23 protein-coding genes are annotated in these 22,652 nt (G+C 71.6%); 9 read left to right on the forward strand and 14 right to left on the reverse strand.

All coding sequences use genetic code 11. The features are described from left to right. Positions 1-26 precede the first annotated feature (26 nt). The 4 genes from M2163_RS31640 to M2163_RS31655 are packed head-to-tail and all read right to left on the reverse strand — an operon-like array spanning position 27 to position 5,077. Entirely contained in the window at positions 27-1,958 is a 1,932-nt protein-coding gene (locus tag M2163_RS31640; RefSeq protein WP_280895679.1) for a glycosyltransferase family A protein, read from the reverse strand. A gap of 51 nt (positions 1,959-2,009) precedes the next feature. Further along, the gene (locus M2163_RS31645; protein WP_280849484.1) at positions 2,010-3,143 is read right to left on the reverse strand and encodes an Mrp/NBP35 family ATP-binding protein; all 1,134 of its coding nucleotides are present in this window, start codon (positions 3,141-3,143) and stop codon (positions 2,010-2,012) included. A 43-nt stretch (positions 3,144-3,186) separates the two neighbouring features. Beyond that, the gene (locus M2163_RS31650) at positions 3,187-3,801 is read right to left on the reverse strand and encodes a DUF1003 domain-containing protein (protein WP_280849483.1); all 615 of its coding nucleotides are present in this window, start codon (positions 3,799-3,801) and stop codon (positions 3,187-3,189) included. Then, complete coding sequence (locus M2163_RS31655) at positions 3,791-5,077, reverse strand: CBS domain-containing protein (RefSeq protein WP_280849482.1); 1,287 nt, start codon at positions 5,075-5,077, stop codon at positions 3,791-3,793. Before M2163_RS31655 ends, M2163_RS31650 begins: the two co-directional genes overlap by 11 nt. Before the next feature lie 226 nt (positions 5,078-5,303). Between M2163_RS31655 and M2163_RS31660 the strand changes: the two genes are divergently transcribed. Next, on the forward strand, positions 5,304-6,050 hold the full coding sequence (locus tag M2163_RS31660) for a hypothetical protein (protein WP_280895680.1): 747 nt from the start codon (positions 5,304-5,306) through the stop codon (positions 6,048-6,050). Here M2163_RS31660 and M2163_RS31665 read toward each other — a convergent pair. Together M2163_RS31665 and M2163_RS31670 are read right to left on the reverse strand one after the other, a co-directional pair. After that, positions 6,047-6,559: a hypothetical protein gene (locus M2163_RS31665; protein ID WP_280895681.1), complete on the reverse strand. Its 513-nt coding sequence runs from the start codon at positions 6,557-6,559 to the stop codon at positions 6,047-6,049. The genes M2163_RS31660 and M2163_RS31665 overlap by 4 nt on opposite strands. Before the next feature lie 10 nt (positions 6,560-6,569). Further along, positions 6,570-7,688, reverse strand: a complete 1,119-nt coding sequence (locus M2163_RS31670) for a magnesium and cobalt transport protein CorA (protein WP_280849479.1) — start codon at positions 7,686-7,688, stop codon at positions 6,570-6,572. 511 nt (positions 7,689-8,199) lie between these two features. On the opposite strand from M2163_RS31670, the gene M2163_RS31675 reads away from it, so the two are divergent. Next, positions 8,200-8,784 (forward strand): suppressor of fused domain protein, encoded by a 585-nt coding sequence (locus M2163_RS31675; RefSeq protein ID WP_280895682.1) that lies wholly within the window; start codon positions 8,200-8,202, stop codon positions 8,782-8,784. Positions 8,785-8,814: 30 nt separating this feature from the next. On the opposite strand, the gene M2163_RS31680 is transcribed toward M2163_RS31675, so the two are convergent. Further along, on the reverse strand, positions 8,815-10,038 hold the full coding sequence (locus M2163_RS31680; RefSeq protein ID WP_280895683.1) for an MFS transporter: 1,224 nt from the start codon (positions 10,036-10,038) through the stop codon (positions 8,815-8,817). A gap of 172 nt (positions 10,039-10,210) precedes the next feature. Between M2163_RS31680 and M2163_RS31685 the strand changes: the two genes are divergently transcribed. The 3 genes from M2163_RS31685 (at position 10,211) to M2163_RS31695 (ending at position 12,542) form a co-directional block, all read left to right on the forward strand. After that, the gene (locus tag M2163_RS31685) at positions 10,211-10,852 is read left to right on the forward strand and encodes a DUF6758 family protein (protein ID WP_280849475.1); all 642 of its coding nucleotides are present in this window, start codon (positions 10,211-10,213) and stop codon (positions 10,850-10,852) included. Positions 10,853-10,988: 136 nt separating this feature from the next. Beyond that, the gene (locus tag M2163_RS31690) at positions 10,989-11,846 is read left to right on the forward strand and encodes a PHP domain-containing protein (protein ID WP_280895684.1); all 858 of its coding nucleotides are present in this window, start codon (positions 10,989-10,991) and stop codon (positions 11,844-11,846) included. Positions 11,847-11,936: 90 nt separating this feature from the next. After that, on the forward strand, positions 11,937-12,542 hold the full coding sequence (locus M2163_RS31695) for a MarC family protein (RefSeq protein ID WP_069766621.1): 606 nt from the start codon (positions 11,937-11,939) through the stop codon (positions 12,540-12,542). A 92-nt stretch (positions 12,543-12,634) separates the two neighbouring features. On the opposite strand, the gene M2163_RS31700 is transcribed toward M2163_RS31695, so the two are convergent. Then, positions 12,635-12,787, reverse strand: a complete 153-nt coding sequence (locus M2163_RS31700; protein ID WP_007384531.1) for a hypothetical protein — start codon at positions 12,785-12,787, stop codon at positions 12,635-12,637. Positions 12,788-12,981: 194 nt separating this feature from the next. On the opposite strand from M2163_RS31700, the gene M2163_RS31705 reads away from it, so the two are divergent. After that, entirely contained in the window at positions 12,982-13,875 is an 894-nt protein-coding gene (locus M2163_RS31705) for an NYN domain-containing protein (RefSeq protein WP_280849472.1), read from the forward strand. 4 nt (positions 13,876-13,879) lie between these two features. Here the strand turns inward: M2163_RS31705 and M2163_RS31710 are convergent, their stop codons facing one another. Together M2163_RS31710 and M2163_RS31715 are read right to left on the reverse strand one after the other, a co-directional pair. Then, the gene (locus M2163_RS31710; protein WP_280849471.1) at positions 13,880-14,749 is read right to left on the reverse strand and encodes an alpha/beta hydrolase; all 870 of its coding nucleotides are present in this window, start codon (positions 14,747-14,749) and stop codon (positions 13,880-13,882) included. Positions 14,750-14,950: 201 nt separating this feature from the next. Beyond that, complete coding sequence (locus tag M2163_RS31715) at positions 14,951-17,476, reverse strand: DEAD/DEAH box helicase (protein WP_280895685.1); 2,526 nt, start codon at positions 17,474-17,476, stop codon at positions 14,951-14,953. A 485-nt stretch (positions 17,477-17,961) separates the two neighbouring features. On the opposite strand from M2163_RS31715, the gene M2163_RS31720 reads away from it, so the two are divergent. Together M2163_RS31720 and M2163_RS31725 are read left to right on the forward strand one after the other, a co-directional pair. Further along, positions 17,962-18,729 (forward strand): ferritin-like fold-containing protein, encoded by a 768-nt coding sequence (locus tag M2163_RS31720; RefSeq protein ID WP_280849469.1) that lies wholly within the window; start codon positions 17,962-17,964, stop codon positions 18,727-18,729. Between the two features lie 156 nt (positions 18,730-18,885). After that, a complete protein-coding gene (locus tag M2163_RS31725) occupies positions 18,886-19,200 on the forward strand; it encodes a hypothetical protein (protein ID WP_280895686.1) in 315 nt (104 codons plus the stop codon). Positions 19,201-19,298: 98 nt separating this feature from the next. Here M2163_RS31725 and M2163_RS31730 read toward each other — a convergent pair whose 3' ends face one another. The 4 genes from M2163_RS31730 to M2163_RS31745 form a co-directional block, all read right to left on the reverse strand. Further along, positions 19,299-19,565 carry a hypothetical protein gene (locus tag M2163_RS31730; protein WP_037720124.1) on the reverse strand — a complete coding sequence of 89 codons (267 nt, stop codon included), beginning with the start codon at positions 19,563-19,565 and terminating at the stop codon, positions 19,299-19,301. Positions 19,566-19,764: 199 nt separating this feature from the next. Beyond that, positions 19,765-19,992, reverse strand: coding sequence for a DUF3107 domain-containing protein (locus tag M2163_RS31735; protein WP_020119766.1), 228 nt, complete (start codon positions 19,990-19,992; stop codon positions 19,765-19,767). Positions 19,993-20,194: 202 nt separating this feature from the next. Beyond that, positions 20,195-20,836: a TetR/AcrR family transcriptional regulator gene (locus M2163_RS31740; RefSeq protein ID WP_053852937.1), complete on the reverse strand. Its 642-nt coding sequence runs from the start codon at positions 20,834-20,836 to the stop codon at positions 20,195-20,197. 220 nt (positions 20,837-21,056) lie between these two features. Then, a complete protein-coding gene (locus M2163_RS31745; RefSeq protein WP_280895687.1) occupies positions 21,057-21,290 on the reverse strand; it encodes a hypothetical protein in 234 nt (77 codons plus the stop codon). 203 nt (positions 21,291-21,493) lie between these two features. Here M2163_RS31745 and M2163_RS31750 point away from each other — a divergent pair, with 203 nt between their 5' ends. Beyond that, complete coding sequence (locus M2163_RS31750) at positions 21,494-22,576, forward strand: alpha/beta hydrolase (protein WP_280895688.1); 1,083 nt, start codon at positions 21,494-21,496, stop codon at positions 22,574-22,576. Positions 22,577-22,652 lie beyond the last annotated feature (76 nt).

A 22,652-nucleotide genomic window follows, 5' to 3' on the forward strand; every position in this document is an offset into this window, starting at 1 on the left:
GACCCGGGGGGCGTCCCCCGACCGTCCTAACGGCCCAGCCGTCGCCGTACCCGCCGGACCTGGCGGTGGTCGGCGACCGCGTCGAGGAGCCGGCGTCCCCTGCCCGCCTCGTGGGCCGGGCCCTCCAGCCGCAGCAGGCGGCCGTCGCGGACCACGGCGTACGCCACGGGGGCGTCGGTCTTCGGGAGTCTCACCGGGTGCCGTCCGGACGGCAGCCGGAGCCGGGCGGGCAGTCGCAGTGCGGCCGTCGCCCCGTCCGCACCGGGGACCAGCTCGGCGTCCACGGTCAGCGCGGACACGGCGACCCGGAGGGGAGCCGGGCCGCTGTCCCTCGTCGCCGCCACCCAGGGCAGCGGAAGCGACCGCTCACCGCGTCCTGGGTTCGCCGCGGCGGCCCCGGCCGTGTCGGCACCGAGCCTGCGCCGGCTCTGGTCGACATCGAGGGCGAGCTGGCCGCTGCCCGTCCAGTACGGCAGCGCGAGCCGCCCGCCGGTCAGTGCCGGGCCCGCGGCGGGGGCACCCGGGGTGCCGTCGCCGGTGAGACGGACCATCCGGTCGATGCCCAGCAGCTGGACGTACGCCCACACGTCGTGCACCCCGCGCTCCAGCGGACGGCCGCCGGCCAGCCGCTCGGGGTCGAGGAGCAGCCGCCCGGACGCGACGAGCCGCGAGCGCCCCTCGCCGCAGGGCGCGAGCCGCACCTCCAGATCGCCCTGCGGGTACCACCAGTCCTCGCGGTCGCGGTCCTTGACCACCAGCTCGGCGTACGCCAGCCGGAACGGATCGCGGACCTCCCAGCCGCCCTCGGTCCCCGGCACCCCGGCCGTCACCTCCGGGTCGAGCCACCGCTTGCCGCCCCGCTCGACGAGCACCAGAGGCTCGCCGTCCCCGCGCAGCAGGTCCAGCGTGACGTCCGCGACCAGCCGGCCCTCCTGCCACCGCAGTCCGCCCACGACGCTGCGGGCCTTGACCCGGCGAACACGCTCGGCCAGGGCCACGGCTGAGTCGAAGTCACCGCGTTCGAGGAGTTCGGCGCGCAGGCGCGACACCGTGGGCAGGCCGTCGCGTACGGCGGTCGGGAACTCCTCCAGGGCCAGTCGACGGGCCGCCTCGAAGCGCTCGCGCTGCTCGGCGGGGTCCTCGCACAGGATCTCGGGCTCGCGGGCGCGGGAGAGGATCTCGACGTGGTACAGGCGGTGCAGGAGACGGTTTTGCAGCGCGTCGACGTCGTCGGACGGGGTGGTGCCGTCCTTGATCCCGCGCACGACGGTGCGGCAGTTGGGCCAGAAGCCGTGGCGCGGGCTGAAGCGGAGCCGGGTGTTGTTGCCGCCGTCGTCCCGCTTCATCCAGTAGTAGCAGGGGTAGTCGGCGAGGACCGCGATCCGCTTCGCCTTCAGATAGGCGGCGCTGACGAAGGCCAGGTCCTCCAGGATCCAGGGCCCCTCGGGAAAGCGCAGGCCGTGCTCCTCGACGAAGGCCCGCCGGAACATCTTGTGCGGCGACAGGCTCTGCATGAGCTCGTCGTTCTCGATCGTGCAGGCGTCCACCGTGTGCCGGAACAGCCGCCGGGGACGCACCATCGTGCTGGACATCTTGCCGAGCACCACGTCGGCGTCGTTGCGCCGCGCGTGGGCGTGGAGCCGCTCCAGGGCCTCGGGTCCGAGCAGGTCGTCATGGTCGACGAACTGGATGTACTCGCCCTTGGCGTGGGCCATCCCGAGGTTGCGCGGCGCACCCGGCCAGCCGGAGTTCGGCCGGGTGTGCACCTGGACGTGCGCGTGCGCGGCGGCGAGCTTCTCCAGCCGGGCCAGTGTGTCGTCCGTCGAGCCGTCGTCGACGTAGATGACCTCGTACTCGTCGGCGGGCAGACTCTGCCCGAGCAGCGACGGCGCGCACTCGTCGACGTACTTCCCGGTGTTGTGGACGGGAATGACGACGCTGACCTTGACTTGCGGCATTCCACGGACCTTATACCTGTCGCGTGGAATCGCCGCTTTGTCCCGAACGTCTCAGAACTTGTTCTTCGGGGTGATCCCCAGGGACAGCCCCGAGAGGCCCCGCTGGCGTCCCCCGAGCTTCCCCGCGATCCCCCGCAGCGCGGCCCCCGCCGGGGAGTCCGGGTCGGTCAGGACGACCGGCTTGCCCTCGTCGCCGCCCTCGCGCAGGCGGACGTCGATCGGGATGGAGCCGAGGACCGGGACGGTCGCGCCCGTGGTGCGGGTCAGGCCGTCCGCGACCGTCTGGCCGCCGCCCGTGCCGAAGACGTCGACCATCTCGCCGCAGTGCGGGCAGGGGAGGCCGGACATGTTCTCGACCACGCCGACGATCTTCTGGTGGGTCTGGACGGCGATGGAGCCGGCGCGTTCGGCGACCTCCGCCGCCGCCTGCTGGGGCGTGGTGACCACGAGGATCTCCGCGTTCGGGACCAGCTGGGCCACCGAGATCGCGATGTCGCCCGTGCCGGGCGGGAGGTCCAGGAGCAGCACGTCCAGGTCGCCCCAGTACACGTCCGCGAGGAACTGCTGGAGCGCGCGGTGGAGCATCGGGCCGCGCCACACCACCGGCGCGTTGCCCGGGGTGAACATGCCGATCGAGATGACCTTCACGCCGTTCGCCGACGGCGGCATGATCATGTTCTCGACCTGGGTCGGACGGCCGTCCGCGCCCAGCATCCGCGGCACCGAGTGGCCGTAGATGTCCGCGTCGACGACCCCGACCTTCAGACCGTCGGCCGCCATCGCCGCCGCCAGGTTGACCGTGACGGACGACTTGCCGACACCGCCCTTGCCGGAGGCGACCGCGTAGACGCGGGTCAGGGAGCCGGGCTTGGCGAAGGGGACCTCGCGCTCGGTCTGGCCGCCCCGCAGGGCGGTCGCCAGCTCCTTGCGCTGCTCGTCGCTCATCACGTCGAGCGTGACGTCGACGCGCGTGACGCCCTCCACGGCCGCGACCGCGTCCGTCACGCGCTGCGTGATCGTCTCGCGCATCGGACAGCCGGAGACGGTCAGGTACACGGTGACCGCGACCGCCCCGTCCGCGCCGATGTCGACCGACTTGACCATCCCGAGCTCCGTGATGGGGCGGTTGATCTCGGGGTCGTTCACCGTCGCCAGTGCCTCGCGCACCGCGTCTTCGCTAGCCATACAGACGATGGTACGGCGGCGACGGCCACCCCCCGCACCCCCGTCAGTGGTCGTCTACGTCACGCCCGTGCGGCCGTTCTGCCGGGAATACGACATGCCCGTCGTGCTGCCGTGCCTCCAGCTCCTTCATCAGGTCCTGGAGCTCGGAGCGGATCCAGTCGCGGGTGGCCACCTCCCCGAGGCCGATCCGCAGCGCGGCGATCTCCCGGGTCAGGTACTCGGTGTCCGCGATCGACCGCTCGTTCTGCTTGCGGTCCTGTTCGAGGTTGACCCGGTCCCGGTCGTCCTGCCTGTTCTGCGCGAGCAGGATCAGCGGGGCGGCGTAGGAGGCCTGGAGGGACAGCATCAGGGTGAGGAAGATGAACGGGTAGTTGTCGAAGCGCAGGTCGCGTGGTGCGAAGACGTTCCACAGCACCCACGCGATGATGACGACCGTCATCCAGACGATGAACCGCCCGGTCCCCAGGAAGCGGGCGATCCGCTCCGACAGGCGTCCGAAGGCCTCCGGGTCCCACTCCGGCAGCAGCCTGCGGCGCGGCGGGCGGGGCTGGTCGAGGCGGGCGCGGGGACGGCTGGTCGCCGTGGCGCCGGCCGGGGTGCGCTCACGGGCGCCGAACGGAGTGCGCTCGCGGTTCGGGGTCTCGCGCTCAGGCGTCATGGTGGGCCACCTCCTCCGCACCTTCGGCGTCGAACTCCGTCTCCCGCCAGTCCTCGGGCAGCATGTGGTCGAGGACGTCGTCCACCGTCACCGCGCCCAGCAGCGAACCCGAGTCGTCGACCACGGGCGCCGCGACCATGTCGTACGTCGCGAAGAACCCGGCGATCACCGGCAGCGTGGCGTCCGGGTCCAGGGCCTGGAGGTCGTCGTCGACGAGCGAGCTGACGAGGGTGTACGGGGGGTCGCGCAGCAGCCGCTGGAAGTGGACCGTGCCGAGGTACTTGCCGGTCGGTGTCTCGTCGGGCGCCCGGCACACGTAGACCTGGGCGGCGAGCGCGGGGGAGAGGTCGGGGTTGCGGACGCGGGCCAGCGCGTCGGCGACGGTCGCGTCCGGGCGCAGGACGATCGGCTCGGTCGTCATGAGACCGCCCGCCGTGTGCTCCTCGTAGGCCATCAGGCGCCGCATGTCGGCCGCGTCGCCGGGCTGCATCAGGCTCAGCAGCCGCTCCTGCTCCTCGGTGGGGAGCTCGGCGAGCAGGTCGGCCGCGTCGTCGGGATCCATGGCCTCCAGGACGTCGGCGGCCCGCTCCTCCTTCAGCTTGCCGAGGATCTCGATCTGGTCGTCCTCGGGCAGCTCCTCCAGTACGTCGGCCAGGCGGTCGTCGTCGAGGGCCGCGGCCACCTCGGCGCGCCGCTTGGGGGAGAGGTGGTGCAGGACGTTGGCGAGGTCGGCCGCGCGCAGCTGCTCGAAGGTGGCCAGCAGGCTCTCGGCGCCCTGTCCGTGCTCCTCCAGGGTGAAGCCGGTGACGGCGGACCACTCGACGGTCAGCGCCTCGCCCTTGCGCCGGAACGCCCCGCCCTTGCCGCCCTTGCGGACGAAGACCCGGTCGATCTCCCAGTCCCGGCGGGCCGGCAGCTGCTGCACCGAGATGTCGAGGACGGTGACCTGCTCACCGCTCTCCACGAGGGTGACCCGCCGGTCCAGCAGCTCGCCGAAGACGAGGCGTTCGGTGGGCCGTTGCTCGAAGCGGCGGACGTTGAGCACGCCGGTGGTGATGACCTGTCCGGACTCGATGCTGGTCACCCGGGTCATGGGCAGGAAGATGCGGCGCCTGGTGGACAGTTCGACGACCAGCCCGAGCACGCGGGGCGGCCTGCGTCCCACGCGCAGCACGACGACCAGATCGCGCACGCGGCCCACCTGGTCGCCGTTGGGGTCGAAGACGGCGACGCCCGCGAGGTGCGAGACGAAGATCCGGGGGGCTCCCGCTGCCATGGCTGTGCTTCCTTTGCGTACGAGGCCGCGTACGGGGGTGCGTACGGGGTGTTTCGTTCGTCGTTCGTTGTCCGGATTGCCCGCTCGGGAGGGCTTAAGGCTAGCCCGTACCGATCGGATACGCCCTGGTGAGGCGTCCGGACGGTCTGGCTCCGCCCGGGGCGCGGAGCCCCGGTACGCTGCCTCACGCCGCTGAAGGACCCTCGTCGGAAAGGCAGCCCCACCTGTGACCGCGATTCCCCAGGGCCGTGCCCGCAGGACCGTTGTCGTGGGCGCGATGTGCGCCCTGGTCGTCACGGGAACGGGCCTGACGGGCTGCAGCGAGGACCCCGACGCGGGCACCAACGGGGTCGGCAAACTGCCCGCCGACCAGATCCAGTCGAAGACGCGAGCGGCCGCCGAGTCCGCGGCGGCGCTGCGCCTGTCGGGGAACGTGGTGGCCAGCGGGCGCACGTACAGACTCGACATGCGCCTGAACTCCGACGGCGGCTCCGGCTCGGTCACCGCCGAGGGGACCACCTTCCAGCTGCTGCGGGTCGGCAAGAAGCTGTACCTCAAGGCCGACGCGGGCTTCTGGACCAAGGCCGACGGCAAGGGCGACGACCCGGACGCGGCCGCCGACAAGCTCGACGGCAAGTACGTGAAGGTGCCGTCGGGCGACCCGGCGTACAAGAAGTTCAGCGGTTTCACGGACAAGGACGTTCTCCTCGACGGACTTCTGACGCTGCACGGCAGCCTGGAGACCGACGGCCACCACGAGCAGGCGGGTACCCGCACGATCCGGATCACGGGTGACAAGGGGGACGGCGGCACACTGGACGTCTCCCTGGAGGGACAGCCCTACCCCCTGCGCCTGGCCCGGGCGGGCGGCGCGGGCACGCTGACCTTCTCGGCCTGGGGCAGGGACTTCCCCCTGACCGAGCCGGAGAAGGACGAGACGGTGGACTACGGCAAGCAGCTGCCGACGTCCTAGCCGCGTTTGCGGCGTTTCAGCAGCAGCCGGGGAAGGCCGGCCGGGATCGGCTCACGGGTGGTCGCCGGTGTGGGCAGCGGAGGTTCGGCCAGGTCGCCCTCGGGGAGCGCCGTGGTGACCCCGGTCGGTTCGAGCCGGAGCACCCGGCACTCGCGGGACCAACGGTCCGTCATCGCCTCGCCGTCGGGGGCGTTCAGCCGCTTCCCCTTCAACTCGCCGGCCGCCGCCCGCCACGCCTCGGAGCCGGGCGCCAGTTCGACGACCCTCGCCGTCCAGGAGACCAGCCGACCCCCCTTGTCCTTGCTGCGGACGGTCACCTCGGCGGCGCCGCCGTCGGTCAGCCCCGGCAGCGGTTGCTCCCCGGGCCCGTCGCCGACCAGGCACGCGGCACCGTCGTGCCACACGTGCCACAGGGCGCGGGCCGGGCCGCCGGGCCCCTCGACCCAGATGAGGCCGGACTTCTTCGTGGCCTCCTCTACGAGGGCCCGGTCGAGCAGCTCACTTGTCATGAGGACCACCCTAGAGCCAGCCGTTGCGCTTGAGGGTGCGGTGGATGCCGATGCAGATGACTCCCGTGATCGCCATGATCACCGGGTAGCCGAACCGCCAGTGCGTCTCCGGCATGTAGTCGAAGTTCATGCCGTAGACCCCGCACACCATCGTCGGTACGGCGATGATCGCGGCCCAGGACGTGATCTTCCGCATGTCCTCGTTCTGCGCGACGGACGCCTGCGCGAGGTTGGCCTGGAGGATCGAGTTGAGCAGTTCGTCGAAGCCGAGCACCTGCTCCTGGACCCGGGCGAGGTGGTCGGCGACGTCCCGGAAGTACTTCTGGATGTCGGGGTCCACCAGCCGCATCGGCCGCTCGCTGAGCAGCTGCATGGGCCGCAGCAGCGGGGCGACCGCCCGCTTGAACTCCAGCACCTCGCGCTTGAGCTGGTAGATCCGCGCCGAGTCGACACCGCGCGAGACCTTGCCGCCGCGTCCCGGGGTGAAGACCTCGGTCTCCACCTCGTCGATGTCGTCCTGCACCGCGTCGGCGACGGCGACATAGCCGTCGACGACATGGTCCGCGATCGAGTGCAGCACCGCCGAGGGGCCCTTGGCGAGCAGCTCCGGGTCGTCCTGGAGGCGGTGGCGCAGCGCCCTGAGCGAGCCCTGGCCGCCGTGCCGGACGGTGATGAAGAAGTCCCGGCCGGTGAAGCACATCACCTCGCCGGTCTCGACGATCTCGCTGTTGGCGGTGAGTTCGTCGTGCTCGACGTAGTGAATGGTCTTGAAGACGGTGAACAGGGAGTCGTCGTAGCGCTCCAGCTTGGGCCGCTGGTGGGCCTGGACGGCGTCCTCGACGGCCAGCGGGTGCAGCCCGAACTCGCCCGCGATACCGGAGAATTCGGCCTCGCTCGGCTCGTGCAGACCGATCCACACGAACCCGCCGTCGCGGCGCACCTGGCGCATCGCCTCGTGCGGGCTCAGCTGGCAGTCGGTCGGCACACGCCGGCCGTCGCGGTAGACGGCGCAGTCGACGACGGCGGAGGGCGTCGAGGGGTCGCGCGTCGCGTCGTACGCGCCGGTGTCCTTGCGCAGCGAGGGACGCGACGGGCGCACGGCGGCACGCAGGTCACGGATCATCGACATGGCAGGCTCCTTCGTGACGGGCAACAAAGGGCGCCGGCGAGGGCTGGAACCACCCGGAATGGGGACGTCCTGCAAGGGGTATCCCCGACCTTGAGGCAGGGGAAGGGTGTTTGGCACGTCCACAAAGCGGGGAGCACCGCACCATCGCGGTGGCGAGCTTCGCTACTGATTCAGCTACTGCTGGCGATCAGACAGATCAGGCAAAACGAACGAAGTGCTCTTCCGCACGAAGACGCGAAGGTGAAAGGCGGCGGTTGCCGAAAGTCACAGAGCTGCATCAGCGGCCGGAAGAACGAGTGGTACTACCAGGTCGACTTCGATCCATGACAGCCCCACCTCCTCCGGCCGGTCCCTCGTAAGGGACGATCCATTCCCGCAAGGGAGTCTCACAGGCGTCGGGGCTCGATCGCGACGCTTCAGCGTGCTGCCCCGACGACCGGGCCAGACTAGCAGCAGCCCGAAGTGTCAAGGCGCTGCTTTGCCCGGTACTGACGAGTTCTATGCTCGCCGCATGGCAGATGTTCTTCCTCTGGTCGAGGCCCGGTTGCGCAGCGCGCTGGGCGAGCCGGACGCGCGCGCGGCGGTCACCTTCCTCGGCACGGACCGCATCGAGGTGCTCCGCTTCACCGACGGGGACATCGTCCGCTACGCCACTCTCGGCATGTCCGTCCAGCCGATGGGCGACCCCACCGCGATGCTCGCCGACCCGGTGAAGGGCCCGCGCGCCGAACTGCTCATCTCCGTGCGGGCGGGGGTCGCCGACACCGACAAGGTGCTCCGCCCGCTCGCCGTACTGGCCGCGTCCCCGCAGGTCGAGGGCGTGGTCGTGGCCCCGGGCGCCTCGCTCGACGTGGGTGAACCCCTGTGGCCCGGCGCCCCGTTCACCTCGGTCCTGGTCGCCGAGCCGGGCGGCCTGGTCGAGGACCTGGAGCTCGACGAGCCCCTCGACCCGGTGCACTTCCTGCCGCTGCTCCCCATGACCCCCAACGAGGCCGCCTGGAAGCGCGTGCACGGCGCCCAGGCCCTCCAGGAGCGCTGGCTGACGAACGGGACGGACCTCAGGGATCCGTCCCGGAAGTCCGTCCCGCTGGAGTGACTGATCTCACCAACCGGTGGCCGGGACCGGTCAGTTGGCGAACACGGTGACACTGTCCTCGACCGCGTGCTTCGGCTCCAGCTCCTGCGCCTCGTGGGTGAGTGCCTTCCGTCGTACGACGACCACCAGCGCGCCCAGCACCGCGGTCACCGCCGCCACCACGAACGGCATGTGGATGTCGGTCCACTCCTCGATCTTCGGCGCGAAGTAGGGCGCCGCGGCCGCCGCGAACCAGCGCACGAAGTTGTAGCCAGCGCTCGCCACCGGCCGCGGGGCGTCCGACACGCCGAGCGCCAGCTCCGTGTAGACCGTGTTGTTCACGCCGATGAAGGCGCCGGACAGGATCGTGCAGACGATGGCCGCGGTGTGGTTGCCGTAACCGAGGACGAGTACGTCGAGCGCGAGCAGGGCCAGCGAACCGCCGAGGACCTTCAGGGAGCCGAACCGCTCCTGGAGGCGCGGTGCGACGAACACCGAGAAGACGGCGAGCAGCACACCCCAGGCGAAGAACACGGCACCCGACTTGTACGGGGTCATGTCCAGCACGAACGGGGTGAAGGCCAGCACCGTGAAGAACGTGTAGTTGTAGAAGAAGGACGAGACGGCCGCCGAGGCGAGACCGCCGTGGCCGAGTGCCTTGATCGGGTCCAGCAGGGAGGTCTTGCGGGCCGGCTTCGGCTGTTCCTTGAGGAACGCCGTGACGCACAGGAAGCCGACGGCCATCAGGAAGGCCGTGCCGAAGAACGGGTAGCGCCAGCTGGCGTCACCGAGCAGGGCGCCGAGCAGCGGACCGCACGCCATGCCGAGGCCCAGGGCGGACTCGTACAGCAGGATGGCCGCCGCGCTGCCGCCGGCCGCCGCGCCGACGATGACGGCGAGGGCCGTGGAGACGAAGAGGGCGTTGCCCAGGCCCCAGCCGGCCCGGAAGCCGACCAGTTCACCGACCGAGCCCGAGGTGCCGGCGAGTCCGGCGAAGACCACGACCAGGGCGAGACCGAGCAGCAGGGTCTTCTTGCCGCCGATGCGGCTGGAGACGAAGCCGGTGACCAGCATCGCGATCGCGGTGATCAGGAAGTACGAGGTGAACAGGAGGGACACCTGGCTCGCCGTGGCGTCCAGGCCCTTCGCGATCGACGGCAGGATCGGGTCCACGAGTCCGATGCCCATGAACGCGACGACGGACGCGCCCGCCGTCGCCCACACGGCCTTCGGTTGGCGCAGGATGCCGCCGGCTCCCGCATCGAAGGGGTCCATGGTCGTTCCTCCACTCCTCACGGAGATAGTTGGTATATGCACATAGTAAGTTAGGTCGGCTAATTAATGCAAGCTGCATCTAGATCCTTCTGGTGGGGCCGGGAGAACCCGTTCCGTCCGGACGGGTGATCGTCCTTGACGTGGCGGAGCGGGGGTAGGACCGTGGGGCCCTATGAGGGGCGAACCCAGTTGCCCGAAGTGTGGTGGCCGGGTCAGGGCTCCCGGACTCTTCGCCGATTCCTGGCAGTGCGACGTGCACGGGACGGTGCATCCGCTGCAGCCCGTGATCCCGCCCAGTGTCGAGGCCCTCGATGTCGTGGTGCATCGCACGCAGGTCCCGGTGTGGATGCCGTGGCCGCTGCCGGTCGGCTGGCTGTTCACGGGCGTGGCCTGCGCGGGCGACGACCGCAGCGGAGGTCGTGCGACGGCTGTGGCGTGCACCGGTCCGGGCCCGCTCGGGGGTGTCGGCGAGCTGATCCTGGTGGCCGAGGAGCTCGGGGTCGGGCTCGGGGCGCGCTACGCGGGGATCGACGGGCCCGACCCGGGGCCGTACATGAGCGTCGAGAAGCCGCCGCAGGCCAAGGTGCTGGCCGCCGGCCGGCCGACTCCGCTGTGGCATGTGGCCGGGGTGCCGGAAGACCGGGCCGTTTTCGCCGGTGAGGCGCTGGGGCTGTGGCTGTGGGCCGTGGTGTGGCCCGAGCAGTCCGGGTTGCTGATGTACGACGAACTGGTGCTGACGGACCTGCGGGACGCCGGGGCGGAAGTGGAACTGGTGCCCTGCGGGGCGTTGTCGCCGCGCTTGCTGAAGCCGTAGCGCGCCCCGGGAGGGGCGGGTGCGCTGCGGTGGCGGCCGCGGGTCCGTCGTGGCTGGGCGCGCAGTTCCCCGCGCCCCTGGGGGGTTACCCTGGAGCGTCCTTTCCCGTCACCCCGGCTCGGTGGAGTTCCCCCTCGTGCGTATCGACCTGCACTGTCACTCCACGGCTTCCGACGGGACCGACACGCCTGCCGAGCTGGTGCGCAACGCCGCCGCTGCCGGGCTGGACGTCGTCGCGCTCACCGATCACGACACCACGCGCGGGTACGCCGAGGCGCGTGCCGCGCTGCCCGCCGGGCTGACCCTCGTCACCGGGGCCGAACTGTCCTGCCGGATCGACGGGGTGTCCATGCACATGCTGGCCTACCTGTTCGACCCCGAGGAGCCGGAGCTGCTCGCCGAGCGGGAGCTCGTCCGGGACGACCGGGTGCCCCGGGCGCGGGCCATGGTGGCCAGGCTCCAGGAGCTGGGTGTGCCGGTCACCTGGGAGCAGGTGGCGCGGATCGCCGGAGACGGTTCCGTCGGACGGCCGCACGTCGCCACCGCGCTCGTCGAGCTCGGGGTCGTACCGAGTGTCGACGACGCCTTCACCACCGACTGGCTGGCCGACGGCGGCCGGGCCCATGTGGAGAAGCACGAGACCGACCCCTTCGAGGCGATCCGGCTGGTCAAGGGGGCCGGCGGGGTCACCGTGTTCGCCCACCCCGGCGCGAGCAAGCGCGGCCGCACCGTCCCGGAGTCCGCGATCGCCGAGATGGCCGCCGCCGGACTCGACGGCATCGAGGTCGACCACATGGACCACGACGCGGACACGCGCGGACGGCTGCGCGGGCTCGCCGCCGACCTCGGGCTGCTCGCCACCGGGTCCAGCGACTACCACGGCAGCCGCAAGACGGTCGCCCTCGGCGAGTACACGACGGACCCCGAGGTCTACGGGGAGATCACGCGGCGGGCGACGGGCGCGTTCCCCGTCCCCGGGACCGGCGGAATCTGAGGTCCCACCCCGCTTCCCCTCACCCGGCGCCGCAGGCCGTACCCGTGCCCGGCGCCGTGTACCACCCATTTCGGTAAGGCCAGTTCCACCATGTTCGACGTCGCTGTCTTCGGCTCGCTCTTCCTCACCCTGTTCGTCATCATGGATCCCCCCGGGATCACCCCGATCTTCCTCGCCCTCACCGCCGGCCGGCCCGGCAAGGTGCAGAAGCGGATGGCCTTCCAGGCGGTCTGCGTGGCGGGCGGTGTCATCGCCGTCTTCGGGCTCCTGGGCCACCAGATCCTGGACTACCTGCACGTCTCCGTGCCCGCGCTGATGATCGCGGGTGGCCTGCTGCTCCTGCTGATCGCGCTCGACCTGCTCACCGGCAAGACCGACGAGCCGAAGCAGACCAAGGACGTCAACGTGGCGCTCGTACCCCTGGGCATGCCGCTGCTGGCGGGCCCGGGTGCGATCGTCTCCGTCATCCTCGCCGTGCAGAAGGCCCACAGTGTCGCCACCCAGGTCTCCGTGTGGACCGCCATCCTCGCCATCCACGTCGTGCTGTGGCTGGTGATGCGGTACTCCCTGCTGATCATCCGGGTCATCAAGGACGGCGGTGTGGTGCTGGTGACCCGGCTCGCGGGCATGATGCTGTCCGCGATCGCCGTGCAGCAGATCATCAACGGGATCACCCAGGTGATCCGGGCGAGCTGAGCCCGGGATGCATGCGCAGAGCCCCCGCCCGGCGTCGATGCCTGGCGGGGGCTCTGAAGCTTCAGCGGTGATCCGCGTCTGTACTGTTGAGGTTATGAGGCCGAGGTGTCGGCCGGACGGATCCAGAGCCGCTGTCCTATGGCGGCGGCCTGCTGAACGATCCGGTTGACGGAGGCGGCGTCCACGACAGTGCTGTCCACGGGCGTGCCGTCGACGTCGTCGAGTCGCATGATTTCGAAGCGCATGGCTTCTCCCTTCGTCTGGTCATCCTCCTGCGGAGAATTACTGCGTACAGAGGTAGTCAACGGGGTTCGTGTTACAAACATTCCCTACGCTAAAGAAATTTTTCGAACGGCTAACTACTGACCGGTAAGTGAGTCTTCGGAGACTCCTTGGGACCGGTTGTGTTCGCAGCGTGACCGCCGGGACAATGGTGGCGATGAACGACGACCTGGCGCCGCTGAGCGCCCGCATCGACCGCACCAACGAGCTGCTCACGCGCATGCTCGCCGAGGTGGCGAAGACGCCCTCGACGCATGCGATCTTCGTCGACGCGGGCTACCTCTACGCGGCCGCGGGACGACTCGTCACCGGCACCGAGGACCGGCGCGCCTTCGACCTCGACGCCGAGGGCCTGATCGAGGCCCTCATCGACCGGGCGCGGACCATCTTCGCGGACAGCAGACTGCTCAGGGTCTACTGGTACGACGGCGCGAGACGCCGCATCCACACGGCGGAGCAGCAGTCCATCGCCGAACTCCCCGACGTGAAAGTCCGGCTGGGCAACCTCAACGCCAACAACCAGCAGAAGGGCGTCGACTCGCTGATCCGCTCCGACCTGGAGTCCCTGGCCCGGCACCGCGCGATCAGCGACGCGGCACTCCTGGGCGGTGACGAGGACCTGGTCTCGGCGGTCGAGGCGGCCCAGGGCTACGGCGCCCGCGTCCACCTGTGGGGCATCGAGGCACCCGAGGGCCGCAACCAGGCGGAACCGCTGCTGTGGGAGGTCGACAGCCAGCGCACCCTCGACCTCGACTTCTTCAAGCCGTACGTCTCCCGGCGGGCCGCCGTCCCCTACGAGGCGACGGCCGCCCGGCCCAGCCGTGAGGACGTCCGTTTCGTGGGCGCGCAGATCGCCGCGAAGTGGCTCGCGGAGCGGGGGCGGGCGGCACTGCAGGAACTCCTGCCCGGCCATCCCTATCTGCCCGGATCGGTCGACCAGGACCTGCTGGTCGAGGCGGAGGGGCTCCTCCAGTACTCCCTGCGGGGGCAGGCGGACCTGCGGCGGGCGCTGCGGGACGGGTTCTGGGAGCACCTGCAGGGGCAGTACTGACCGCCTATCGGTCGAGGCTGTCCCAGAAGTCCGCCAGGGCGTGGGCCGTGGGCAGCGGCTCGTCGGCGTTGGGGGAGTGGTCGGCCCCCGGGATCACCGTGCGGCGGGCGCGCAGGCGTACGGCCATGTCGTCGAGGAGGGGAATCGGCCAGGTGTCGTCCTGCGAACCGGACAGGACGTGGAACGGCAGCGGGACGGCGGCGAGTTCGCTCACCAGATCCGGCTCCGTGCACAACTGACGCCCGGTCGCGAGGAGTTGGGCGGGCTTGTTGCCGAGCCAGCGGCGGCGCAGCTGTACGACGTCCCCGATGCCCTGCGCGGGGCCGCCGACCTCCTCCGGCGGGCCCATGGCCAGGATCGCGTCCCACACCTCGGCCATCGTCATCACCCCGAGCGCGTCCCGCAGCAGTTTCACGCGCTGCTGCTGGGAGTCGGAGATCTGCGCGGGGCCCGAGGAGACGAGGGTCAACGAGATGAAGGGCGAGTGGTCGAGCAGGACGGCGGCGCGCGCGATCTGGCCGCCCAGGGAGTGCCCCACCAGATGCACGGGGGTGCCGACGGCGGCGGCCTGGGCGAGCACGTCCCGCGCCAACTCGCCTCGCGCATAGGCGGATTCGTCGGTCTGCGGCCCGTCCGACTCGAACTGGCCCCGCCCGTCCACGGCCACGATCCGGTAGCCGCGCGCGGTGAGCGGTTCGTGGAGCAGCGTGAAGTCCTCCTTGCTGCCCGTGAAGCCGGGGAGCAGCAGCGCGGTGCCCTTCGCGGTGACGCCGTCGGGCACGGCCGAATCCACGACCGCGAACTCACCACGAGCGGTGCGCAGGGGATAGGCGCGGGCGCCTGGCGGCAGGGCGAAGACGGCTCGGGTGCTCACGGGGTGAGGGTAGCGGGCGGGGGTGGGAGGGGGGCGCCGTAGGGGTACCGCCGGAGCGTGGGCTGCGGGAGCGTCGTGGCTTGGCGCGCAGTTCCCCGCGCGCCTGGGTGGGTGCCGACCGCGTCGGTTGTCATGGGCCGGCGCTGGGAACGCCGACGGCCCGGCCCCCCTGGCAGGGGGAACCGGGCCGTGGGCGTCGGATCAGCTGTCCGCGGGCTCCGCGGCGGCCGTCTTGCGGGTCCGGCGGCGCGGGGCGGCGGCCTTCGGCTCCTGGTCCGCCTGGGCCGGGATGTCGGCGGTCACCGTGGGCTCGGCGGCCTTGCGGGTGGTACGCCGGCGGGGCTTGGCCTCGGCCGTGTCCGTGGCGACCTCGGCGGCCGTCGTGGCCGTGGCCTTGGCGGCGGTCTTGCGGGTGCGGCGCGGCTTGACCTCCGCCGTCTCCGCCGTGTCGGCCGCGGTCTCCACCGGGGCCGCCGCGGTCTTGCGGGTGCGGCGCGGCTTGGTGACCGTGCCCTCCGCGGTGTCCACGGCCGCCTCGGCCGCCGTGGCGGTGCTCGCCGTCTTCCGCGTCCGGCGCGGCTTGACCACCTCGGCCGTCTCCGGCTCCGGGGCCGTCTGCACCGGGATCTCGGCGGTCACGGCGGGCTCGGCGGCCTTGCGGGTGGTACGCCGACGGGGCTTGGCTTCCGTGGCCTCGGCGGTGTCCACGACCGCTTCCGCGGGAGCTGCGGCGGCCGTCTTGCGCGTGCGGCGGGGCTTGGCCTCCACGGTTTCCGCCGTGTCAGCGGCCGCCTCCGTCGTCGCTGCCGCGGTCTTGCGGGTGCGGCGCGGCTTGGTGACCGTGCCCTCCGCGGTGTCCACGGCGGTTTCGGCGGCGGTCGTGGTCGCGGCCGCGGTCTTGCGGGTGCGGCGCGGCTTGGCCTCGGTGGCCTCGGCGGTGTCCACCGCGGCCTCGGCGGGAGCCGTGGCGGCCGTCTTGCGCGTACGGCGCGGCTTCGTGGCCGGGGCCTCAGCCGCCGGGGCCGTCCCGGCGACCGGAGCGGCTTCCGTGACCGCAGCGGTCTCCGTGACCGGCGCGGTCTCGACGACCGTCTCCACCGCGGCCGGCGTCTCCGCGGACTTGCGGATCCGGCGGCGGCGCGGCTTGGCCGGGGTCTCGGTGTCGAGGGCCGGGCCCTCCGCCGTGGCGACGGCCGACTCCGCGGGCTCGGACACGGCCGGCTCGACCGGCGCCGCTGCCGTGCTCGCCGCGGCCGTGGCCGTGGTCGTGGCCGGCGCCGAGTCGGACGCGCCACCACGGGTGCGGCGACGGCGGCGCGGGGTGCGGGTCGCGGGGGCGTCCTCGACCGCGGTGGTCTCCGACGGGGCGACCGCCTCGACCGGGGCACTCGCGTCCAGCGGGGTTCCGCCGCGGGTACGACGGCGACGGCGCGGCGTACGCTCCGAACGCTCGCGGTCGGCGGAACGGGACTCGTCCCGGCCACCGCGTCCGCGGCCCCGGTCACGGTCACCGCGACCGCGTGCACCGCGTCCGCCCGGCTCGCCCAGGTCCTCGAGCTCCTCCGCGTCGAGCCCGGCGCGCGTGCGCTCGGTCCGCGGCAGGACACCCTTGGTGCCCGCGGGGATGCCCAGGTCCTCGTAGAAGTGCGGGGAGGTGGAGTACGTCTCCGGCGGGTCGTTGAAGTCGAGCTCCAGCGCCTTGTTGATGAGCTGCCAGCGCGGGATGTCGTCCCAGTCGACGAGGGTGATCGCGATGCCCTTGGCACCCGCGCGGCCGGTCCGGCCGATGCGGTGCAGGTACGTCTTCTCCTCTTCGGGAGACTGGTAGTTGATGACGTGCGTGACGCCCTCGACGTCGATGCCGCGGGCGGCGACGTCGGTGCACACGAGGACGTCCACCTTGCCGTTGCGGAAGGCGCGCAGCGCCTGCTCGCGGGCGCCCTGGCCCAGGTCGCCGTGGACCGCGCCGGCGGCGAAGCCGCGCTGCTGGAGCTGGTCGGCGAGGTCGGCCGCGGTGCGCTTGGTACGGCAGAAGACCATGGCCAGTCCCCGGCCGTCGGCCTGCAGGATGCGCGCGACCATCTCGGGCTTGTCCATGTTGTGCGCGCGGTACACGTGCTGCTTGGTGTTGGCGACCGTCCTGCCCGCGTCGTCGGGCGAGGTGGCGTTGATGTGCGTGGGCTGCGACATGTAGCGGCGCGCGAGACTGATGACGGCGCCCGGCATGGTCGCCGAGAACAGCATCGTCTGGCGGCGGGCCGGCAGCATGTTGATGATCTTCTCGACGTCGGGCAGGAAGCCCAGGTCGAGCATCTCGTCGGCCTCGTCGAGGACGAGCGCCTTGATGTGGCCGAGGTTCAGCTTCTTCTGGCCCGCGAGGTCGAGGAGCCGGCCCGGGGTGCCGACGACGACGTCGACGCCCTTCTTCAGGGCCTCGACCTGGGGCTCGTAGGCGCGGCCGCCGTAGATGGCGAGAACGCGGACGTTGCGTACCTTGCCCGCGGTCTGCAGGTCGTTGGTGACCTGGGTGCACAGCTCGCGCGTGGGGACGACGACGAGCGCCTGCGGGGCGTCGGTCAGCGCCTCGGGCCGGGCGCGGCCGGCCTCGACGTCGGCGGGGACCGTGACGCGCTCGAGGAGCGGGAGGCCGAAGCCCAGCGTCTTGCCGGTGCCGGTCTTGGCCTGGCCGATGACGTCGGAGCCCGAGAGGGCGACCGGGAGCGTCATCTCCTGGATGGGGAAGGGGGTGATGATGCCGACGGCTTCGAGGGCCTCGGCCGTCTCGTTCAGAATCCCGAGATCGCGGAAAGTCGTAGTCAGGGTGCTGCCTCTTCTGTGTGCGCGGTGCGAGGCGAGCGCGGGGGTCGTCTACCGTGCTGGGGACGTCGGCTGCCTTACGGGCTAAGCCGTAATGGCACGGGACCACTGCCGACGCTCTAGCGCTCGTACCGCTGAGGGTCCCCCTCCGAACTCCGTACGCACAGTGCCGTACGGGCGAGGAGGGCTGTCGGGTCGGAGCCGATCGGGCCACCGACCGGGCATCCTCATACGTGCGGCCTGTCGAGGTACGGCACACTCACGAAGTGCCGTCGTACCAGCAGGCGCATTACCACCATACCCCGGAATCGCGCACATGTGATGGCCGATTTGGTCACGTAGTCGTCGTCACACTGATTGACCAGGGCCTTCCGCCGTCCGGAGAGCGGGCTATTGTGCGCTTCATGACGACCTCTGACAAGCCCGACAACGCCTCCGAGACCCCTGCCGAACCCACCGTCGAGCACACTGGTGTCGCCGCCCAGGACTGGACGAAGGCCGCCGCCGACCCGCAGTACCGAGCCGCGGTCGTCGACCTGCTCGGCGCGCTCGCGTACGGCGAGCTCGCGGCCTTCGAGCGGCTCGCGGAGGACGCCAAGCTGGCGCCGACGCTGGCGGACAAGGCGGAGCTGGCGAAGATGGCGTCGGCGGAGTTCCACCACTACGAGAAGTTGCGCGACCGGCTGACGGAGATCGGCGAGGAGCCGACGCTGGCGATGGAGCCGTTCGTCGCGGCCCTCGACGGCTTCCACCGGCAGACGGCGCCCTCGGACTGGCTGGAGGGGCTCGTCAAGGCGTACGTCGGCGACTCGATCGCCAGTGACTTCTACCGGGAGGTCGCCGCGCGGCTCGACTCGGACTCGCGCGAGCTGGTGCTGGCCGTCCTCGACGACACCGGGCACGCCGGGTTCGCGGTGGAGAAGGTGCGGGCGGCCATCGACGCGGACCCGCGCGTGGGCGGGCGACTGGCCCTGTGGGCACGGCGGTTGATGGGTGAGGCGCTGTCGCAGTCCCAGCGGGTCGTCGCGGACCGCGACGCGCTGTCGACGATGCTCGTCGGGGGCGTCGCGGACGGGTTCGATCTCGCGGAGGTGGGGCGGATGTTCTCCCGCATCACGGAGGCGCACACCAAGCGGATGGCGGCGCTCGGGTTGGCGGCGTAGCGGTTCGGGACGTCTAGCGGCCGGCGCCTCAGCGGGGCTGAGGCCGCGGACGGCCACCGGGTTGCGGCTGGGCCGGTGCCGCGTAGCCGGTCGCGTCCTGTGGCGGGGGCGCGGTGGGCGTCGGGCGCGACCCGCGTGGCGGAACTGCCGCCCGGCGTGGGTGCTGGTCGGTCCCCGCTCGCGGGTGCGGGGCGGTCCCCGGCGCACCTCGCGGACCGGGTCGGCGGTGCGCTGCCCGCGGTCAGCCAGCACCTCGCGGACCGGGTCGGCGGTGCGCTGCCCGCGGTCAGCCAGCACCTCGCGAAGCTGAAGCTCGCCGGGCTCGTGCCCTCGCGCCGCGAGGGCCGCCGGCAGGTCTACTACGTCGACGACCCCGACATCGTGACCGTGGTCCGCGTGATGGTCGGCCAGCTGACGGCCCGCGAGACCCCCTCCGGGACCCCGCCCCGGCTGCGCGAGGCCGGTGTCTGAGCGGTCGGGGGCGCGGGGGGAGAACGGCGGCGCCCCCGCGCTGTCACGTGAGCCCCCGGAGGCCCGGCCCCCTGGGCGGAGCTACCGCCGCTTTCCGCTCATGCCGTGGCCGAGCGGCGGAGTCTTCCCGACGGGCGCAGGAGCAGGGAGAGGGAGGCGACCGAGACCACGGCCGCGCCCAGGAGGATCAGCAGGATGTTGCCAGGGTCCAGGGCGGTGTGGGTCACGAAGGCGCCGAAGAGGGCTCCCGCGGTGCCCGTCGCGAGGACCAGGGAACGGGTCGGCAGGCGGTGGGCGAGGCGGTGCGCCGCCACCCCCGCCAGCACGAGACCGAGCAGCGCGGAGCCGAGCGCTTCGATCAACATCATGGGGTCCCTCCCACACGGCCACACTGCGCATTACGGTCGTAGCCCGTCATACCCGTGACCTGCGGAATGCAATCCTCCCTGGGGTGCCGTTCGTGCTCCATCCGGGGAGGAAAAAATCTTGCCCGGCGCACGAAGACCGGTGCACGAAGAGGGGCCCGGCGACAGGAAGTCGCCGGGCCCCTCTTCGTGTGTCTGCCTACAGCGCGCCGAAGCCCACCTTGCGTGGAGCCGGCTCGCCGAGCTCGACGTACGCGAGACGGTCGGCCGGGACGAGGACCTTGCGGCCGTGCTCGTCCACCAGGCTCAGCAGCTGAGACTTGCCGGCCAGGGCCTCCGCCACCGCCCGCTCGACCTCCTCGGCGCTCTGACCGCTCTCCAGAACGATCTCGCGGGGCGCGTGCTGCACGCCGATCTTGACCTCCACGGCTATGTCCCTCCGACGGTCAGTGAAGTGCGCGACCTTCCGCGCCGTACCAGCACACATTAGCCCGGTGAGGGGACGTGCACGCTCCGCGCGAGAACGCCAACAGCGAACACCGGGCGGGAACAAACGACCCGCACGCGTGCGTGCGGGTCGTTCGTGATCCCGGTGTGCTCCCGCAAGCCTTCATGCGAGGCCGAAGGCTTCAGTGGTGCTCCGTGCCGTGCAGCGGGAAACCGGCGATGCCCCGCCACGCCAGCGACGTCAGCAGCTGGACCGCCTGGTCGCGCGGGACGCTGCGGTCGCTGTGCAGCCAGGACCGGGCCACCACCTGGGCGAGGCCGCCGAGGCCCGACGCCAGCAGCATCGACTCCGCGCGCGAGAGGCCGGTGTCCTCGGCGATGACGTCGCAGATCGCCTCGGCGCACTCGTTGGTGACCTTGTCGACGCGCTCGCGCACCGCGGGCTCGTTCGTCAGGTCCGACTCGAAGACCAGGCGGAAGGCGCCGCCGTCGTCCTCGACGTACGCGAAGTAGGCGTCCATGGTCGCCCGTACGCGCTGCTTGTTGTCGGTCGTCGACGCGAGAGCGGCGCGCACCGCCTGGATCAGGGACTCGCAGTGCTGGTCCAGGAGCGCGAGATACAGATCGAGTTTGCCCGGGAAGTGCTGGTAGAGCACCGGCTTGCTGACGCCGGCCCGCTCGGCGATGTCGTCCATCGCGGCCGCGTGGTAGCCCTGCGCCACGAAGACTTCCTGCGCGGCGCCCAGCAGCTGGTTCCGTCGGGCACGGCGCGGCAGGCGCGTCCCCCTCGGGCGTGCCGCCTCTGTCTGCTCGATGGCTGTCACGCCGCCTCCCAATGTCGTCCACGTGCGGTGTGCGCCGCGCCGCCATCGTACTTTTCGGTAACCGTGCTGTGCGCGGTGCGAGCGCAGAATTTCACGGACCGGACGGTGACGAAAGCCACGCAAAGGTTTCAAACGGGCATCCGGCGGGCAGCAGGTGTGCCGTTCCAGCTCAGGAATGCCCTGATGAGTGCTGTGCCGGTCGACCTGTGCCGTACGGATGTCACCGATAGTCGTCCTCGTCGATCGAGACGATCCGGGCCTGCTCGACGAGGTCGGCCTCGTTGGCCCGGTCGGGGTCCACGCCGGTCAGCGGGTCGTCGCGGTCGGGTGCGATGCCGGTGCGCTGCTCGGCGGCGTCGCCCTCGGGGGCTTCGACGTCGAGCTCGACCGCGTCGTCCTCCTCGAGCGCCTCGGGGTCGGTGAAGGCCTCGGGATCGGTGGGGTCGTAGGTCATGGTGGGCTCCCTTCCTAGAACGTCCCTGATGTACCCAGGGGGCCACATTCGGGTGCCCTGCCCACGAGCCTAGGAGACACACGATCTGGACGCCATGCGGTGCGCGTGCCCTACCGGACGCTCCGGACCCCGCCCACCTCGTACAGGTGGCCTGTGACGGCGAACACATGAACCAGTGCGTGATCGTCTCGTAACATTGCCGCATGTCTTCGACCGAGCTGCCCCTCGTGCCGCCCGCCACCGTCCTTCCGAAAGTGGCACCCGTGAGGGTCGGCGAGGGTGAGCGGCTCAGGTCGGTGGGGCTGCCGGGGATCACTCTGACGGTGCGTTCCAGGCCGCCCGCGCGCAAGGGGCTGCCGCCCGCGCTGTACGTGCACGGGCTCGGCGGTTCCTCGCAGAACTGGTCGGCGCTGATGGAGCAGCTGGAGGACGACGTCGACGGCGAGGCCGTCGATCTGCCCGGTTTCGGCGACTCCCCGCCGCCGGACGACGGCAACTACTCGGTCACCGCTCACGCGCGCGCGGTGATCCGCCTTCTCGACGCGTCCGCTCGCGGGCCCGTCCACCTCTTCGGGAACTCCCTCGGCGGCGCGGTGACCACGCGCGTCGCGGCGGCGCGGCCCGACCTGGTGCGCACCCTCACCCTCGTCTCGCCGGCCCTCCCGGAGATCCGCGTCCAGCGCACCGCCGTGCCCACGGGGCTTCTGGCGCTGCCCGGTGTGGCGGGTCTGTTCACCCGGTTCAGCAAAGACTGGACGGCCGAGCAGCGTGTCCGCGGCGTCACGGCCCTGTGCTACGGAGACCCCGGGCGGGTCAGCCCCGAGGGCTTCCGGCACGCCGTGGAGGAGATGGAACGGCGGCTCCAACTGCCGTACTTCTGGGACGCGATGACACGTTCCGCGCGCGGGCTGGTGAACGCCTACACACTGGGCGGCCAGCACGCGCTGTGGCGCCAGGCCGAGCGCGTCCTCGCGCCCACGCTCCTCGTCTACGGCGGTCGCGACCAGCTCGTCGGCTTCCGCATGGCCCAGAAGGCGGCCCGCACCTTCCGTGACTCCCGCCTGCTGACCCTGCCGGAGGCGGGGCACGTGGCGATGATGGAGTACCCGGAGACGGTGGCGAAGGCGTTCCGCGAGCTCGTCACGGACAAGGGGGCTGCGGAGACCTCCGGCGGATCCGTGGGAGGCTCTTACCGGCGTGACCGCTCCGCGGGTGCCCCGGGCGACGGGGCGGACGCCGCATCGGCCTCCGGTGACGGGGTCGACACCACCATTCTGGGGAGCTGAGGCGCGGCGTGGGACGCCACAGTCGACGCGGGCCCGCTCCGAAGAAGGGGCCCGACAAAGGCAGTTCGGGACAGAG

The organism is Streptomyces sp. SAI-135, from assembly GCF_029893805.1.
In the GTDB taxonomy this organism is placed as follows: domain Bacteria; phylum Actinomycetota; class Actinomycetes; order Streptomycetales; family Streptomycetaceae; genus Streptomyces.